The following is a 14,274-nucleotide window of genomic DNA, read 5'->3' as shown; positions in this document are numbered from 1 at the left end:
TTCGTTACTAATGATGGATAACATGCTACTGTACCAATCACGGGTGCTTCATGCTATTGGACACTTTGTCCTACCGGCCATGGACGCGCGTGATAACTATTAACTCACAAAGAGACGAGACCATGGCCAACACGACTACACTGAATGGCGTCCAAGCTGGCGTCCACGAACAACCCCAAACCAGCCAGGGCGCCCGCAACATCAATGCCAGGGATGGGCATATTTCTCCAGGTGAGATAGCAATCGGCGTGGTGATCGGCCGCGCATCCGAGTATTTCGACTTCTTCGTGTATGCCATTGCTTCGGCACTGGTGTTCCCGTCCGTATTCTTTCCGAACTACAGCCGGCTTGACGGAACACTATACGCTTTCGCGATTTTCTCGCTAGCGTTTATCGCCCGCCCGGTCGGGACTGTGGCGTTTATGGCAGTTCAACACCATTTCAAGCGAGAGACCAAGCTCACCCTGGCGCTGATGGTGATGGGTGTGTCCACCGCAGGTATTGCTTTCCTGCCAAGCTTCGAGTCGCTGGGCACCACCGCCATCTTGCTGCTGGCACTGTTCCGCATCGGCCAGGGTATCGCCCAGGGTGGCTCGTGGGACGGTCTGCCATCGCTGCTGGCGCTGAACGCACCCGAAAACAAGCGCGGCTGGTACGCGATGCTGGGCCAGCTCGGCGCGCCGCTGGGCTTTGCGATTGCCGCCGGCCTGTTCGCCTACCTGATGGCAGCCCTGTCGTCGGCCGACTTCCTCGACTGGGGCTGGCGCTATCCGTTCTACGTGGCCTTCGCCATCAACGTCGTGGCCCTGTTCGCCCGCCTGCGCCTGGTCACCACCACCGAGTACTCGAACCTGCTCGATGACCGTCAACTCGAACCGGTGAGTGCTGTCGAACTGGTAAGCAAGCAAGGCCGCAACATTGTCATCGGCGCGCTGGCTGCCTTGGCATCGTACGCACTGTTCCACCTGGTCACCGTGTTCCCGCTGTCGTGGGTGGCCATTAACGAATCGCGTTCGCTCACCGGCGTGCTTGGCGTGCAGCTGCTGGGCGTGGTGCTGATGACTATCGGCATCATCATTTCCGGTATTGTTGCTGACCGTTACGGCCGTCGCCGCACCCTCGGTACGCTGGCGACCCTGATTGCCATCTTCAGCGTGGCCGTGCCGTTCCTGCTCGACGCCGGCGAAAGTGGCCAGAACATCTTCATCCTGCTGGGCTTTGCGCTGCTGGGCTTGTCGTATGGCCAGGCTTCCGGCGCCGTGACCGCCAACTTCGAACAACGCTTCCGCTACACCGGCGCGGCGCTGACTTCGGATCTGGCATGGCTCGTCGGTGCCGCGTTTGCACCGCTGGTGGCATTGGGCGTATCGACCCACTTTGGTCTCGCTTATGCCGGCCTGTACCTGCTGTCGGGTGCGGTTGCTTCGCTGGCAGCACTGAGCCTGAATCGCCGCCTCGATATCCGCAACTAATATAAATAGCAGTTAGCTCAGTCCAAGGGCCGCGCAAGCGGCCCTTTTTACGTCATTGGCCCGTCATATTGGGCGGGTACAGTGATGAAAGTCCAAACTGAGGAGTGTTGCGTGAATCTGAACCAGGAACAATTACTCGAACGAGTCCATTTCGAGCTGATGGACGGCTACGATGAAGAACTGGAAATGGAACTCGAAGACCGCGAAATCGACCCGGTCACCCGCAAGGTCATCGAGTACGAGCGCACCGAGTCGGCCAAGGAAGAGCGCCGCCTCTATTTCCGCGAGCTGTTCCGCCTGCAGGCCGAACTGGTCAAGCTGCAGGACTGGGTGGTGCATACCGGCCACAAGGTCGTGATCATTTTCGAAGGCCGCGACGCCGCCGGCAAGGGTGGCGTGATCAAGCGCATCGTGCAGCGCCTCAATCCGCGCGTGTGCCGCGTCGCTGCCCTGCCCGCTCCCAACAACCGCGAACGCACGCAATGGTATTTCCAGCGCTATGTGTCGCACCTGCCGGCCGCCGGCGAGATCGTGCTGTTCGACCGTAGCTGGTACAACCGTGCCGGCGTCGAACGCGTGATGGGTTTTTGCAGCGACGAGCAGTACGAGGAATTCTTCCAGGACGTGCCGGAATTCGAGCGCATGCTGGCCCGCTCGGGTATCCAGGTCATCAAGTACTGGTTCTCGATCTCGGACGAAGAGCAGAATGCCCGCTTCCTGGGTCGCATCCACGATCCGCTCAAGCAGTGGAAGTTGAGCCCGATGGACCTGGAATCGCGCCGCCGCTGGGAAGAATATACAAAGGCCAAGGAAATCATGCTGGAGCGCACCCACATTCCGGAAGCGCCGTGGTGGGTAGTGCAAGGCGTGGACAAGAAAAAGGCGCGCCTCAACTGCATCCACCACCTGCTGTCGCAAATGCCCTACGTGGAAGTGCCGCATCCGGAAATTACCCTGCCCGAGCGCGAGTACCATGACGACTACGTGCGCCGCCCGGTGCCTGCGGAAATCATCGTACCGGAATACTACTGATATGAAAAAGGCGCGCTGCGACTGGATGCGCGCCTTTTTTTGCCTTGCCATTGCGGGTCAGGCAGGCAGCTGCGTTCCCAGCGCACTGAAGATCAACTCACCGGGCTCGCCAGGGCGCCACACCAGGCCGCCGGCGATATTGTCGTTGGTCAGCTGGTTCCACTGGAAGAACAGGTTGCGGGCGGGATCGCTGCTGCTGGTGATGAAGCTGACCGGTGGGCCCAGGAACGTGAACAGCGCCAGGCCGGTGATCGGCACCGGCCGCAAGCCGGTCACGAAAGGTATGACAACCGAGCCGTCGATCCGGTACACGAACAGGTCGAACGTGTCCTGCTGCTGGACCTGCGCATAAACCCGCGCCAGGTCAACGTCGCCCGGCGCAGCGGCTTTGGCGGCCTGGGCCGGATCGACCGACTGGCTGAAGTCTATGCTGAACCGAAGGGTACCGAACAGCGTCAGTCCCTGCGCGGTTTTCAGCAACAGGGTGAAAACGGATTCATCCATGATAATCTCCTTAGGTATGGACACGGGGTGGCGACGTCAGAATGGCAGGCGCAACTGGATGCCGAGCAGGCTGAACACCAGTTCGGCCGGTTCACCGGGACGCCATATGAGACCGCCGGCAATCTGATTGCCGCTGACCTGGTTGAACTGCAGCGCCAGTTGGCGAGCTGGATCATTGCTGATCAGTATCGTGGTGATCGGGCCCGCTGCCGTGGCCAGCAGTATTCCTTGCAACGGCACCGTGCCGAAGCCGGTCAGCAATGGCACCGACACCGAGCCTTCAAGCGGCAGGATGACCGCCGTGATGACGCCCAGCTGCCGGCTTTCGGCCAGCAGCGCAGGCACGCCGCCATCGGGCACGGTGGCCAGCGGATCGGTGAAGCGGTAACGCAAGGTGCCGAACAGCGTCAACCCCTGCTCGCCGGTCAGTATCAGGTTGTAAATAAAGTCGTTCATCATGACCTCCCATGGATAGCTAAGAAATAAAAAAACGTCCGCCCCGTGCAGGCCGGACGTCCAGCTTAGCCAGCCGCAGTGAGCGCCATCCTGATCCATTCGACATTTGCCGTCGTCCGTCAGGCAGGTACCCGCACCAGTGTTCCCAGCAGGCTGAAGGTCAGCTCGCCCGACTCACCGGAACGCCACACCAGGCCGCCGCAAATGTGCTCGGGATCAAGTTCGTACAGTTGCATGCTCACGTTGAAGCGCTGGTCGGTCGAGGAAAGAAACGCCGTCACGAACGGACCGATGAGCGGGAACCAGGCCGTGCCTGCCAACGGCACCTGCGCCAGGCCAGCCAATAAGGGAATGTTGATGCTGCCTTCCACCGGATACACGAACAGTTCTGACGTACTCTGCTGCTGCGCTTGCGCCAGCAGTTGCGCGGTGCCGGCCGGCGAGCGATCGAGCGGCTCCGTCGCCACTACCTGGAAGCGCAGCGTGCCCAGCAGCGTCAAGCCCTGCGCCGTTCTGAGCAGTAAGGTGTAATAAGCTAATTCGTCCATGACACTCTCCCTATTGGATGTATCGATCAGAACGGCAACGGCGTGGCCGTGCCCAGAAAGCTGAACACGAGTTCGGCCGGATCGCCGGGGCGCCACAAAACACCACCGGCAATGCGCAACCCATCGATATTGTTGAACTTGACAATCGCCTGGCGTGCCGGATCGGCGCTACCGAGCACATACGCCAGTCCGGCAGCCGGCGTGACCAGCAAGGCGCCGGTCAGCGGCACGCGGCCGAAGCCGGTCAACAGCGGTATCGACAGCGAACCCTGCACCGGGTACACGACCACCGTGGCAGTACCCAGCGGCTGTGCCGCGCCCAACGTCACGGGCAGGGCCGAAGCGGGTGGTGGCGCCGCCGTTCCTGCTTGCGATTCGAGCAGCACGCGAAAGCGCAAGGTACCGAACAGGGCGTAACCACCCTCGCCGGTGAGCAACAACCTGAAAATAATCTCGTCCATCATGTCCTCCATGGTGTGGTGATATGAGCTGCCCACGCTCAGGCAGGCAGCGCGACGCGCCTGCCGAGGATGGCGTATTCCACGACATTCGAATTCGGCAGCTGCGACAGCAAGCCACCGGCGATGCGTTCGAAACCGATGGGATTGAATTGCACGGTCAGTCCCCGCGCCGCGTCTTCGCTGTAGAACCAGTTCAGCAGCGGCTGCCCCATCTGCACGTAGATCGCGAAGCCGCTCAACGGCACCGGCTGCAGACCGGTCAGGAACGGGATGGTGATACTGCCGCGCGCCGGATACACCACGCCGCCGATCGTGGCAGCCTGCTGCTGCCGGTCCGCGCTTGCATCGAGTGCAGTGGTGAAGTCGATCGAGTACCGCAACGTCCCGAGCAAGGTCAGGCCCGTTGCGCCTTTCAACAGCAAGCTATAGATATTCTCATCCATGACTATCTCCCTGGTTGATGGTGTGGCGTCATGCCAGCGTGCCCACTTGCCGCGCCAGCAGGCTGAACGGCACGGTGAACGCCGTACCCGGCGGCCCCGGCTGCCATAGCAGCCCACCGACCAACACGACGCGGGAAAAGAAGCCGAATTGCAGCACCACCGAAGGCGTTCCGGTGTTGAACAGCACCGCCGACAGCGGGAAGCCGACCGCCGAATAGATCACGCCGGTCAGGCGCACCGGAGCCAGGCCGGTCAGTAGCGGCGCGGTCAGCGTTCCGGCCAGCGGCGCTTCGTTGATCTCGATGTATTGGGCTTGCGACGGCGCCTGGCTGCGCAACTGTTCAAGGATTGCGGGCGGCTGACCGGCACTGTCCGGCAGGACAGTGCCGGGATCGTAGTCGATGCGCAGGGTCCCGAACACGCTCAGGCCCAGTTCGCTGGTCAGCAGCACATTGTAGATACTCTCGTCCATCATGACCTCCATGGTGTAATGCCTTGTCAGGCAGAAGAACCGTCAAGCCGGCAAGATTTGCCGCTTGCCCAGCAAGCCGAAACTGGTATTGGTCGGCCCCCACAACAGGCCGCCGCCGATCTGCTCGTTGTTGACCTGGTTGAAGCACATCAGCACCCGGCTGTCGTCGGCGAACAGCCGGGTGACGATCGGCGGTCCCATCTGGATGAAGAACGCCACATCGTCAACGGGGATGGCGCGGTTGCCGGTCAACAGCGGAATCGTGACCGTACCTTCGGCCCGGTACACCAGCGCAAAAATGTTTTCCTGCTGCTGTTGCTGCGGCTGCTGGTGGGCCTGGCGCAATGCCGGCAAGGTGAAGAGGTTCCTGGCTCCTCCCTGGTCGGCCTCCAGGCTGCTCAAGCGGTAGCGCAATACGCCGAACAAGATCAGCCCGCCACGCGATTTCAGGAGCAGGTTGTACACAAACTCATCCATAGTGTTTCCTTCCATAACAGTTGGGAGCTACGTCAGAAAGCGCGCGGCAGCTGGCGCGCCAGGACGCTGAACACCAGTTCGCTGTAGTTGCTGCTGCCCCAGATCACGAAGCCGCCCAGGTCAGGGCTGCCGAACGGAAAAAGCTGGATGCCGGCCGACGGCCGCGTGTTGCCGCTGTCGAGGGCGAACGAGAAGAGGCCGGCGGCGGTGGCAAAAGCAATGCCGCGCAGCGGTACCCGGCGAAACGGCGCCAGTAACGGCAGCGAGATATCCCCTTTGACCGGCACCGGCACCAGCTCCTGCGTGACGGGCACCAGCGCCTCGGTCGCCTGGGCCGGTAAGCGAACGCTGCCGGTTGACATATCGGCCTCGATACGGCGCAGGCGCAAGGTGCCGAACAGGCTCCAGCCCTGCTCGCTTGTCAGAAACAGGTTATAGATTTCATCTTCCATCAGTACCTCCAGAGTGGGTAACGGGAACACATGACTCGCGATGAGCCTGCATCCAGCGTAGCCAGCCGGACGCCACCGATGCTGACGCAATCGACATGCGCACCCACATCGGGCGTACTATTCAGGGTCTGAATTTCCGTGGAGATTAAAAATGCAAATTGGTACCGTCACACCGCTGCTCAGGGTGTTCGATGAAGAAAAAGCGCACGCGTTTTATATCGATTACCTCGGATTTACGCGCGACTGGGAACACCGCTTCGAGCCGGGCATGCCGCTGTACCAGCAGGTATCGCGCGGCGCCTGCGTGCTGCACCTGACCGAACATCACGGCGATTGCTGTCCCGGCGCGGCGATCCGCGTAACGGTGGACGACATTGATGCGCTGCACGCCGAACTGGCCGCCAAGCCATATGCCCATGCACGGCCCGGCATCGAAAATATGCCGTGGGACAGCAGGGAAATGTCGATCAAGGATCCGTTCGGCAACCGGCTCACGTTCGTGCAGGTGGCCGACCAGGTTTGAAGAAGGAGATGGGAATTTACGGAACTAGTGGGTCGTGGCAGCAAACGCCTGGTAAAACCGCAGCGCGGACGCGAAGTCGTTCACGCCCACGAAAACGTGCGAAATCATTGGTACCAGGGCCGGGTGATTTTCAGCGGCCGCACATCGAGCCGCATATTGAGGACCGTGTACGCTTCCGATGCAGCCGAGGAATAGCCGGTGGTGGCGGCGTCGCGGGTGAGCTTGAATTCGAAGCCCAGTTCCTGGTGCGGCTCGCCCGGGCCGGCGGTGGCGATGCCGATTGCCTCGGTCTGCGAGCTGTCCACCAGCTTGGACATCATGATCAGGATGGTGTTGTGGCCCAGCACGTCGGCCGAGAACACCGGGTCGGAATAATACGGATTGACCGGATCGACCTTGCCGTCGACCTTGTCTTCGGACGGCGTGTACTTGTGCAATTTGAGGTCGTACTTGTCGCCGCGGTCGAGATAGCTCAGGCGGGCGTTTTGCAGGTTGAACTGCTTGACGTCGCTGTTGACGGTGGCACGGGTGAGGTCCACCACCAGCGCGCCCTGGTAGCCCAGCACTTCCACTTCGCGCTGGGCATTGATCACCACGGCCGAGTTCTCGTCGATGCCGATGCCAAGCTTGTAGCCTTTCTTGAGCATGGCCGGCAGCATGCGGGCGAAGCGTCCGCGCGCCAGCAGGTGCTGGTCGATAAAGATGTCGTCGCCGACGAAACCGAGGCCCAGGGCCAGCTCGCGGCCATTGACCCCTTCGCTCAGGGTGCCGAACACGGTTTTCGCCTCGTAATACATAGTGGTGCTCATGATGGCGGCGCCGGCGCTGGTGCCGAAGATCACGCCGCCGCGCCGGTACACGTCCCAGATCGCTTCGAGCACCTTGGTGCGGCTACCGTCCGGGCGGACCAGCGCCTGCGTGATCAGGGCTTGGTCGCCGCCCGAAAAATACACGCCGCCCGCGTCGCGGATCGATTGTGCAATGGTGTCGTCGTCGGCATCACGGCGGTAATCGCGGTCTTTCATGCGCACGGCCAGCGGCACCACGAAGGCGTTGGCGCCCTGCTTGTTCAGGCCTGCGGCCGCGTAGGCCCCGGAACGGACCGGGTTGCCGGCTGCGCTGGGCAGCACCGCGATGCGGGCGCCGGCGCCGCCGGCCAGTTGCACCACGCGCTGCCAGATCACGGTATTGTCACCGCGCACAGCGCCGCCGGCGATCACCAGCGAGCCCTTGGGAGGCGCTTCGGCCGCCGCTGCCTGCGGTACCGTCAACATCATTGAAATGGACATCGCCACCACCATCGCCGCCCGAACAATACTTACCATGCCTGCCATCCCCGGAATCACTATTGAATATGCCCGCGCCAGTGCGCGCAGACGTAAGACTACCATATGGGCAACAAATTAATTGCCCGGATAGGCGCGAGTTGCTACCATGCGGCCTTGCCGACCACAACCTCCCCATGCGCGAACATCTGCTTACCCCCTCGCTGTCGGCCACTACGCGGCCGGTCACGCTGTACTCCGTCCAGTCGAGTTTCCTGGTTGCCTTCCTGGGCGGCCCGGTGGCCATCCTGCTGTATAGCAGTCTGAATTCCTGGCACCTGCGCCGCACCGGAGATATTCCGGTGATTGTGCTGGGCGCCGGCGCGGTCGTCGGCCTGGTGTACGCGCTGCTGTTCCAGCCGATGCTGTTTGCCGGCCTGGTCGAGCTGCTGGGCAACGACACCTTCCGTGCACTGCGCACCGTTTTGTCGCTGGCGATCTGCGGCGTGTTCTATGGCCTGCACCAGAAGCAGCACCGCTCGGCCGCCTTCTTTCACGACAAGCCGCCGTCGCCATGGATTCCGGCCCTTATCTGTATCGTTGTCGGTTATGTCAGTTTCTTCCGCCTGTTTGACGTGATCAAGGGAATAGCGTCATGAGCGAAAACGCCCTGCTTTCCGCGCGCGACTACGCGCTGCAAATCGAAGGCCTGCTCGAGCGCAACCGCTATGCCCATGCACGCGTGCTGATCGGCGAAGCGCTGGCCTACTACCCGAACGACAGCACGCTGCTGTTTGCCGCTGCCCGCGTCGATTACGACACCGGCGCCCGCGACGAAGCCCGCCACACGCTGCAACAGATCCTGGCCCACGATCCCGACGACTACGCCGCCCGTTCGCTGATGGTCAACGTGCTGCAAGACCAGGGCGACCTGCCGCAAGCGGAACTGCTGCTGATCGAGCTGATCCGCGAGTATCCGGAAGCTGGTTTCCAGTATGCGCGCTATGCGCTGCTGATGTACCGCACCCTGCACATCGAAAAAGCCCAGGCGCTGGCGCGCGAAGCCTTCCGGCTCGACCCGAACAACGAGCTGGCCCTGACCACGTGCCTGATCGGCGACATCATCGACGGCCGCAAAGGCGCCGAGCAGGCCGGCCTGGCGCGGCTGCTGCAAGGCCACCCGGAAAGCGAAAACACGGCCCGCATGCTGATCACGCACCTGCTCAGCCGGGGCCGCTACAAGGCCGCCAAGCGCATCGCGGTGGAGCTGCTCAAGCTGTATCCGAATTCGCGCGAGGTACTGGAACTGGTGGTGCAGCTCGATGCGCTGAGCCACTGGAGTATGTTGCCGCTGTGGCCCCTCAACCGCTGGGGTTGGGCAGCCTCGGGGGCGCTGTACGTGCTCACCCTGCTGGGCCTGAACCTGGTCCGCAACCAGGCGCCGCTGTTTGCCAGCGCCGCCACCTGGACCCTGCTTGGCTATTGCGCCTATTCCTGGATTTACCCATCACTCTTGACGCGCTGGCTCAAACGCCGCGCAGGACTCTGACCGCCATGACCATGACACGAGAAGCCTACGAAGCGGCGCTGGTGAGCGACCCGTTCAATATCGACTCCCGCCTCGGCTACGCCCGCCTGCTGCTGGACGCGCAAGACGCGGCGGCTGCTTTAACCCAGTTCGAACTGGTGGCGCGCCAGCGGCCGGACGCTGCCAGCCTTGGCGGCAAGGCGCTGGCATTGCTGGCGCTGGGACGCACGCCGGAAGCGCTGGAAGCGTACACGGCGGCGCGCCAGCACCCGGATTTCACCGCACACGACGCGCTGGAACAATTGCAGCAAAAGGCGCGGCCGGCGACCGGCCCGGTGCTGTCGGTGGTAGGCGGCGGCGCCAAGGTGGTGCCTTTGAAACCACAAGCGCCGGACCAGGTGCGCTTTGCCGACGTGGGCGGCATGGAAGACCTCAAGAAAACGCTGCGCCTGCACATCATCGAACCATTCCTGCGCCCGGGCCTGTTCGCCAAATTTAAAAAAAGCGGTGGCGGCGGCATACTGCTGTACGGCCCGCCCGGCTGCGGCAAGACCATGATTGCGCGCGCCATCGCCAACGAGTGCAATGCCTCGTTCGTGTCGGTGGGCATCAGCGAAGTGCTCAGCATGTGGCACGGCGAAAGCGAACGCGCGCTGGCCCAGTTGTTCGAGAAAGCGCGCGCGCAAAAGCCGTGCGTGCTGTTCTTCGACGAACTCGACGCACTGGCCTTCTCGCGCAGCAAGGCGCACAGCGAAAACAGCCGCACCATCGTCAACGAATTCCTGTCGCAGCTCGACGGCTTCGAACGCGACAACCGCGACGTGCTGTTCCTGGCCGCCACCAATATGCCGTGGGACGTGGACCAGGCCATGAAACGCACGGGCCGCTTTGCGCGCCAGCTGTTCGTGCCGCCGCCTGATGCCGAAGCGCGCAAGCACATCATCGAACTGAAGCTGCGCGACATCCCCGTGCAGGACATCGACGTGGATGCGCTGGTCACGGCCACACCCCATTACTCGGGCGCCGACATCGACGGCCTGGTGGACCTGGCCAAGGAAAGCACGCTGCACGACATCCTGTCCGGGGCGCCGGAACGGCCGATCGGCCCGAAGGACATGGAATACGCCCTGGAGCAGATGCAGCCGTCCACCATCGAATGGCTGAAAACCGCGCGCAACCTGGTGCGCTACGCAGGCAGCGACGACAGCTACCGCGACGTCGAGAAGTACCTCAAGAAGACCAAGTTCGCCTGATTGTCCACGGTCATCGCACCCGCCCGCGCCGGAACAGGTTGACGATCGCCAGCAGGATCAGCGCGCCGAGGAACGACACACCGAGCGAGGCCAGGCTGAAGTCGTCGGAGTTGATGGTGCCGGTGCCCAGCACGGGCGCCAGCAGCCAGCCGCTCAGCAGCGCGCCGACGATGCCGACCACGACGTTGAGCAACAGACCTTGCTGGGCGTCGGTTTTCATGACCAGGCTGGCCAGCCAGCCCAGGATGCCGCCTATGACTATCCACAGTATCAGATTCATCTTTTCCCCCTTGTAGTTGAGTGTGCCTGGTGAGCGCGCCTGAACGACGGCACGCCGACCGGTCGGTTGATTATGCGGAGCCGGGACGCGCGCGCCTATCGGCACACGTCGCAAGCTGGTGTCGGAAGACTCCTAACTTGCGCCTGACCTGCGGCCATATGTATGCTGGCGAACGGAGTGTGCGCCGCCCTTGGTTCACCATCTGGCTAACCATCACGGAGTACCTGCCATGACCACGCATGCCCTTCCCCCTTCGCGACCACTGCAGCTGCCGGCCCTGGCCGGCTGGGTGGTCTTCACCTTTGTGTTTGCCGCCATCGGCGCGTTTGCCACGTCCCAGGCCGGCGCGTTCTATCAACAGCTCGACCGCCCCGCGTGGGCGCCACCGGCCTGGCTGTTCGGGCCGGCGTGGACGGTGCTGTATGCCCTGATGGCGGTCGCCGCCTGGCGCGTGCACCGCACCGCGTCCGAGCGCAGCGTGCAGCCCGAGCTGACCTTGTACGTGGCGCAGCTGGCGCTCAACGCGCTGTGGAGCTGGCTGTTCTTTGCCTGGCACAACGGCCCGCTGGCGTTTGCCGAGATCATCGTGCTGTGGCTGGCGATTGCCGCGACCATCGTCGCCTTCGGCCGGCGCGACCGATTGGCCGGACTGTTGTTGCTACCATACATCGCCTGGGTCACCTTCGCCGGCGCGCTGTGCTACAGCATCTGGCAGCGTAACCCGGGCGTGCTGGGCTGAAGTCATGGCGCCTTTGCATGAAAAAATAGCAATCAGGAAATTATGTTGTTCTGGCAGCTACTAAAAGTGAAGCCAAGCTGATAGACTGCGAGGCTTGGCTTTTTCTTACTGCTTTCATGTTGAAATCTTGCGTTCCCGACCACGCCGCCACCCTGGCATTGACCTTGTCGTCGCTGACACTGCTTGCCGGCGCGCCCGCCGCCGCCCAGGAGCAGGCGGGCGCGGCCCTGCCTGAAGTGGTGGTCACCGCCCAGCGCACGCCAGCGCTGGAATCGAAGACGCCGGTGTCGATGACGGTGCTGGGAGAACGGCAACTGGTCGAACGCGGTCTCGATAACCCCGGCGACATCGGCGCCGCCATCCCCAACGTAGAATTCAACAATGCCACCGACGGCCTGCGCATCACCATGCGCGGCGTGTCCAGTGCCGATACCACCGGCAAGGGCGATCCGTCCGCCGCCTTCATGCTCGATGGCGTCTATATCGCCCGTCCGCAAATCCAGAACCTGTCGTTCTACGACCTGGAACGGGTGGAAGTACTGCGCGGACCGCAAGGCACGCTGTATGGCCGCAACACCACCGCCGGCGCCGTCAATGTCATCTCCAAAACGCCGGTCGATACCTTCGCCTTCGATGCCCATGCCGGCATCGGCAACTATCGCAGCCGCGAGGCCGGCGCCATGCTCAACGTGCCGGTCAACGACACGCTGGCGCTGCGCGCGGCCGTGGTGGCGCACCGCCACGACAGCTACCTGCGCAACGGCCAGGGTACCCCGTACGCGCTGGGACTGGACCGCGACGACGTGTCCGCGCGCTTGTCTGCCAAAATCAGGCTGCACCGCGACGCCACCCTGCTGCTGCGGGCCGACCACAGCCGGGTGGACGACAACAACGACAGCTTCGTCCCCGACACCAATTTCTATTCTGGCGTATCCGCCGGCGTACCGGTCTGGCAAGGCGGCAGCACGCGCGATCTGCTCACCAACCGCTTCATCTCGCCCAATTCAACGCCATCGCAGGGCTACAGCCACAAGACCACCTCCAGCGTCGGCGCCGACCTGCAATGGGACCTGGGCGCGGCCACCCTGTACTACCTGGGTTCGCACCGCGACTACGACCAGCAGCAGCTGACCAACTCCTACTACCGCGTGGCGCCCGGCGTGGCGCTGGGCGTGCACCAGGACTTCGACGGCTGGTACCGGCAAGACTCGCACGAAGTGCGCCTGGCCAGCAAGGCCACCGGGCCGCTGACGGGGCAGGCCGGCGTGTATTACTTCCGCGAGCGGTCGTCGCAGTCGTACACGTTCCGCGACCTGGAAGCGGCCGGCCTGACGCCGTATTACGCTTTCCCGCACGGTCCCACGCGCTCGGCCAGCAAGGCGCTGTTCGGCCAGGCCACTTACCAGGTGCGCGGCGACCTGCGCCTGACGGCTGGCGCGCGCCGTACCATGGACAAAAAATCGCGCTATGGCGCCACCAGCTTCCAGCAGGCCAGCGTGTTCAACCCGGCCACCGATCTGCAACTGCTCAACGCCGCCGACCTGGCCACCAACCAGACCACCTGGCGCCTGGGCGCGGACTTCGATGTCACGCAATCGACCATGGTGTATGCGTCGATTGCCACCGGCTACAAGGCCGGCGGTTTCAATGACGGCTGCATGGCGGGCGCGCAGGCGCTGGGCCTCACCTGCAACCCGGCGCTGGCCGTGCCGCGCACCACGCTGGTGTACCAGCCGGAGCAACTGCGCGCGTACGAAGCCGGCGTCAAGACCCGCTTCCTCGACCAGCGCGGCGCGCTCAATGTCTCCGTGTTCAGCTACGACTACACCAATTTGCAGCTCTCGGGGGTGGCCGTCGTGGCGGGCGCCCCACGCTTCATTACCGGCAATGCCGGCGAGGCCAGCGTCAAGGGACTGGAACTCGAGGGCCAGTTCAACCTGACCGCGCAGGACCGCCTGGTGTACGCGCTGTCGCTGCTGGACGCTCACTACGTGCGCTACTCGCCGGACGGCGTCCATTCATGGAACGGCAACAAGCTCGATCGGGCCCCGGCGCACACCGTGTCGCTCGGCTATGAACGCAGCATGCGCGTGGGCGATGGCGTGCTGGCGGCGGGACTCGACACCCGCCGCAGCGCCGACTACGAGATTGCCGTGGCGTCGCAACTGCTGCGCTACCGGGTACCGGCACGCACCGAGACCGGCGCCTCGCTGCGCTACACCGTGGCAGGCGGCGCCTGGAGCGTGCTGGCCCGGGTGAAAAACCTCGAGAACAAGGTCCGCCCGATCAGCATCGACAGTTTCGGCATGGCGGTGCCGAGCGATCCGCGCACGGTCGATCTGCGCGTCGATTACCGTTACTGATCGCGC

18 protein-coding genes are annotated in these 14,274 nt (G+C 63.2%); 8 read left to right on the top strand and 10 right to left on the bottom strand.

The features are described from left to right. Positions 1-122: 122 nt before the first annotated feature. Together ASF04_RS18930 and ppk2 are read left to right on the top strand one after the other, a co-directional pair. Positions 123-1,472, top strand: coding sequence for an MFS transporter (locus ASF04_RS18930; RefSeq protein WP_056145145.1), 1,350 nt, complete (start codon positions 123-125; stop codon positions 1,470-1,472). 159 nt (positions 1,473-1,631) lie between these two features. Further along, positions 1,632-2,504 carry a polyphosphate kinase 2 gene (gene ppk2, locus ASF04_RS18925; RefSeq protein WP_227012120.1) on the top strand — a complete coding sequence of 291 codons (873 nt, stop codon included), beginning with the start codon at positions 1,632-1,634 and terminating at the stop codon, positions 2,502-2,504. 57 nt (positions 2,505-2,561) lie between these two features. Here ppk2 and ASF04_RS18920 read toward each other — a convergent pair whose 3' ends face one another. From ASF04_RS18920 to ASF04_RS18885, 8 genes are all read right to left on the bottom strand, one after another. Further along, the gene (locus tag ASF04_RS18920; protein ID WP_056145142.1) at positions 2,562-3,008 is read right to left on the bottom strand and encodes a hypothetical protein; all 447 of its coding nucleotides are present in this window, start codon (positions 3,006-3,008) and stop codon (positions 2,562-2,564) included. Between the two features lie 36 nt (positions 3,009-3,044). Continuing rightward, positions 3,045-3,464, bottom strand: coding sequence for a hypothetical protein (locus ASF04_RS18915; RefSeq protein WP_229205117.1), 420 nt, complete (start codon positions 3,462-3,464; stop codon positions 3,045-3,047). Positions 3,465-3,583: 119 nt separating this feature from the next. Further along, the gene (locus tag ASF04_RS18910) at positions 3,584-4,012 is read right to left on the bottom strand and encodes a hypothetical protein (protein ID WP_056145136.1); all 429 of its coding nucleotides are present in this window, start codon (positions 4,010-4,012) and stop codon (positions 3,584-3,586) included. A gap of 26 nt (positions 4,013-4,038) precedes the next feature. Next, positions 4,039-4,473, bottom strand: a complete 435-nt coding sequence (locus ASF04_RS18905) for a hypothetical protein (RefSeq protein WP_056145133.1) — start codon at positions 4,471-4,473, stop codon at positions 4,039-4,041. 38 nt (positions 4,474-4,511) lie between these two features. After that, complete coding sequence (locus ASF04_RS18900) at positions 4,512-4,916, bottom strand: hypothetical protein (protein WP_056145131.1); 405 nt, start codon at positions 4,914-4,916, stop codon at positions 4,512-4,514. A 28-nt stretch (positions 4,917-4,944) separates the two neighbouring features. Further along, on the bottom strand, positions 4,945-5,388 hold the full coding sequence (locus tag ASF04_RS18895) for a hypothetical protein (RefSeq protein WP_229205116.1): 444 nt from the start codon (positions 5,386-5,388) through the stop codon (positions 4,945-4,947). Positions 5,389-5,430: 42 nt separating this feature from the next. After that, a complete protein-coding gene (locus ASF04_RS18890; protein ID WP_056145125.1) occupies positions 5,431-5,865 on the bottom strand; it encodes a hypothetical protein in 435 nt (144 codons plus the stop codon). 32 nt (positions 5,866-5,897) lie between these two features. Continuing rightward, positions 5,898-6,317 carry a hypothetical protein gene (locus tag ASF04_RS18885; protein ID WP_056145122.1) on the bottom strand — a complete coding sequence of 140 codons (420 nt, stop codon included), beginning with the start codon at positions 6,315-6,317 and terminating at the stop codon, positions 5,898-5,900. A gap of 151 nt (positions 6,318-6,468) precedes the next feature. Between ASF04_RS18885 and ASF04_RS18880 the strand changes: the two genes are divergently transcribed. Beyond that, complete coding sequence (locus ASF04_RS18880) at positions 6,469-6,840, top strand: glyoxalase superfamily protein (protein ID WP_056145119.1); 372 nt, start codon at positions 6,469-6,471, stop codon at positions 6,838-6,840. Positions 6,841-6,944: 104 nt separating this feature from the next. On the opposite strand, the gene ASF04_RS18875 is transcribed toward ASF04_RS18880, so the two are convergent. Beyond that, positions 6,945-8,165 (bottom strand): cyanophycinase, encoded by a 1,221-nt coding sequence (locus ASF04_RS18875; protein ID WP_229205115.1) that lies wholly within the window; start codon positions 8,163-8,165, stop codon positions 6,945-6,947. Between the two features lie 137 nt (positions 8,166-8,302). Between ASF04_RS18875 and ASF04_RS18870 the strand changes: the two genes are divergently transcribed. The 3 genes from ASF04_RS18870 to ASF04_RS18860 are packed head-to-tail and all read left to right on the top strand — an operon-like array spanning position 8,303 to position 10,886. Further along, positions 8,303-8,764 (top strand): hypothetical protein, encoded by a 462-nt coding sequence (locus tag ASF04_RS18870; protein WP_056145113.1) that lies wholly within the window; start codon positions 8,303-8,305, stop codon positions 8,762-8,764. Further along, positions 8,761-9,654: a lipopolysaccharide assembly protein LapB gene (locus ASF04_RS18865; RefSeq protein WP_056145110.1), complete on the top strand. Its 894-nt coding sequence runs from the start codon at positions 8,761-8,763 to the stop codon at positions 9,652-9,654. Before ASF04_RS18870 ends, ASF04_RS18865 begins: the two co-directional genes overlap by 4 nt. A 5-nt stretch (positions 9,655-9,659) precedes the next feature. Further along, positions 9,660-10,886 (top strand): ATP-binding protein, encoded by a 1,227-nt coding sequence (locus tag ASF04_RS18860; RefSeq protein ID WP_056145107.1) that lies wholly within the window; start codon positions 9,660-9,662, stop codon positions 10,884-10,886. 10 nt (positions 10,887-10,896) lie between these two features. On the opposite strand, the gene ASF04_RS18855 is transcribed toward ASF04_RS18860, so the two are convergent. Beyond that, the gene (locus ASF04_RS18855; protein WP_019921041.1) at positions 10,897-11,166 is read right to left on the bottom strand and encodes a GlsB/YeaQ/YmgE family stress response membrane protein; all 270 of its coding nucleotides are present in this window, start codon (positions 11,164-11,166) and stop codon (positions 10,897-10,899) included. A gap of 229 nt (positions 11,167-11,395) precedes the next feature. On the opposite strand from ASF04_RS18855, the gene ASF04_RS18850 reads away from it, so the two are divergent. Both ASF04_RS18850 and ASF04_RS18845 read left to right on the top strand, forming a co-directional pair. Then, positions 11,396-11,905, top strand: a complete 510-nt coding sequence (locus ASF04_RS18850) for a TspO/MBR family protein (RefSeq protein WP_056145104.1) — start codon at positions 11,396-11,398, stop codon at positions 11,903-11,905. 116 nt (positions 11,906-12,021) lie between these two features. Continuing rightward, positions 12,022-14,268: a TonB-dependent receptor gene (locus ASF04_RS18845; RefSeq protein WP_229205114.1), complete on the top strand. Its 2,247-nt coding sequence runs from the start codon at positions 12,022-12,024 to the stop codon at positions 14,266-14,268. Positions 14,269-14,274: the final 6 nt, after the last annotated feature.

The sequence above is a fragment of the Duganella sp. Leaf61 genome, assembly GCF_001421905.1.
Classification (GTDB): Bacteria; Pseudomonadota; Gammaproteobacteria; order Burkholderiales; family Burkholderiaceae_D; genus Rugamonas; species Rugamonas zoogloeoides.
This window is presented reverse-complemented; position numbering and strand designations above follow the sequence as displayed.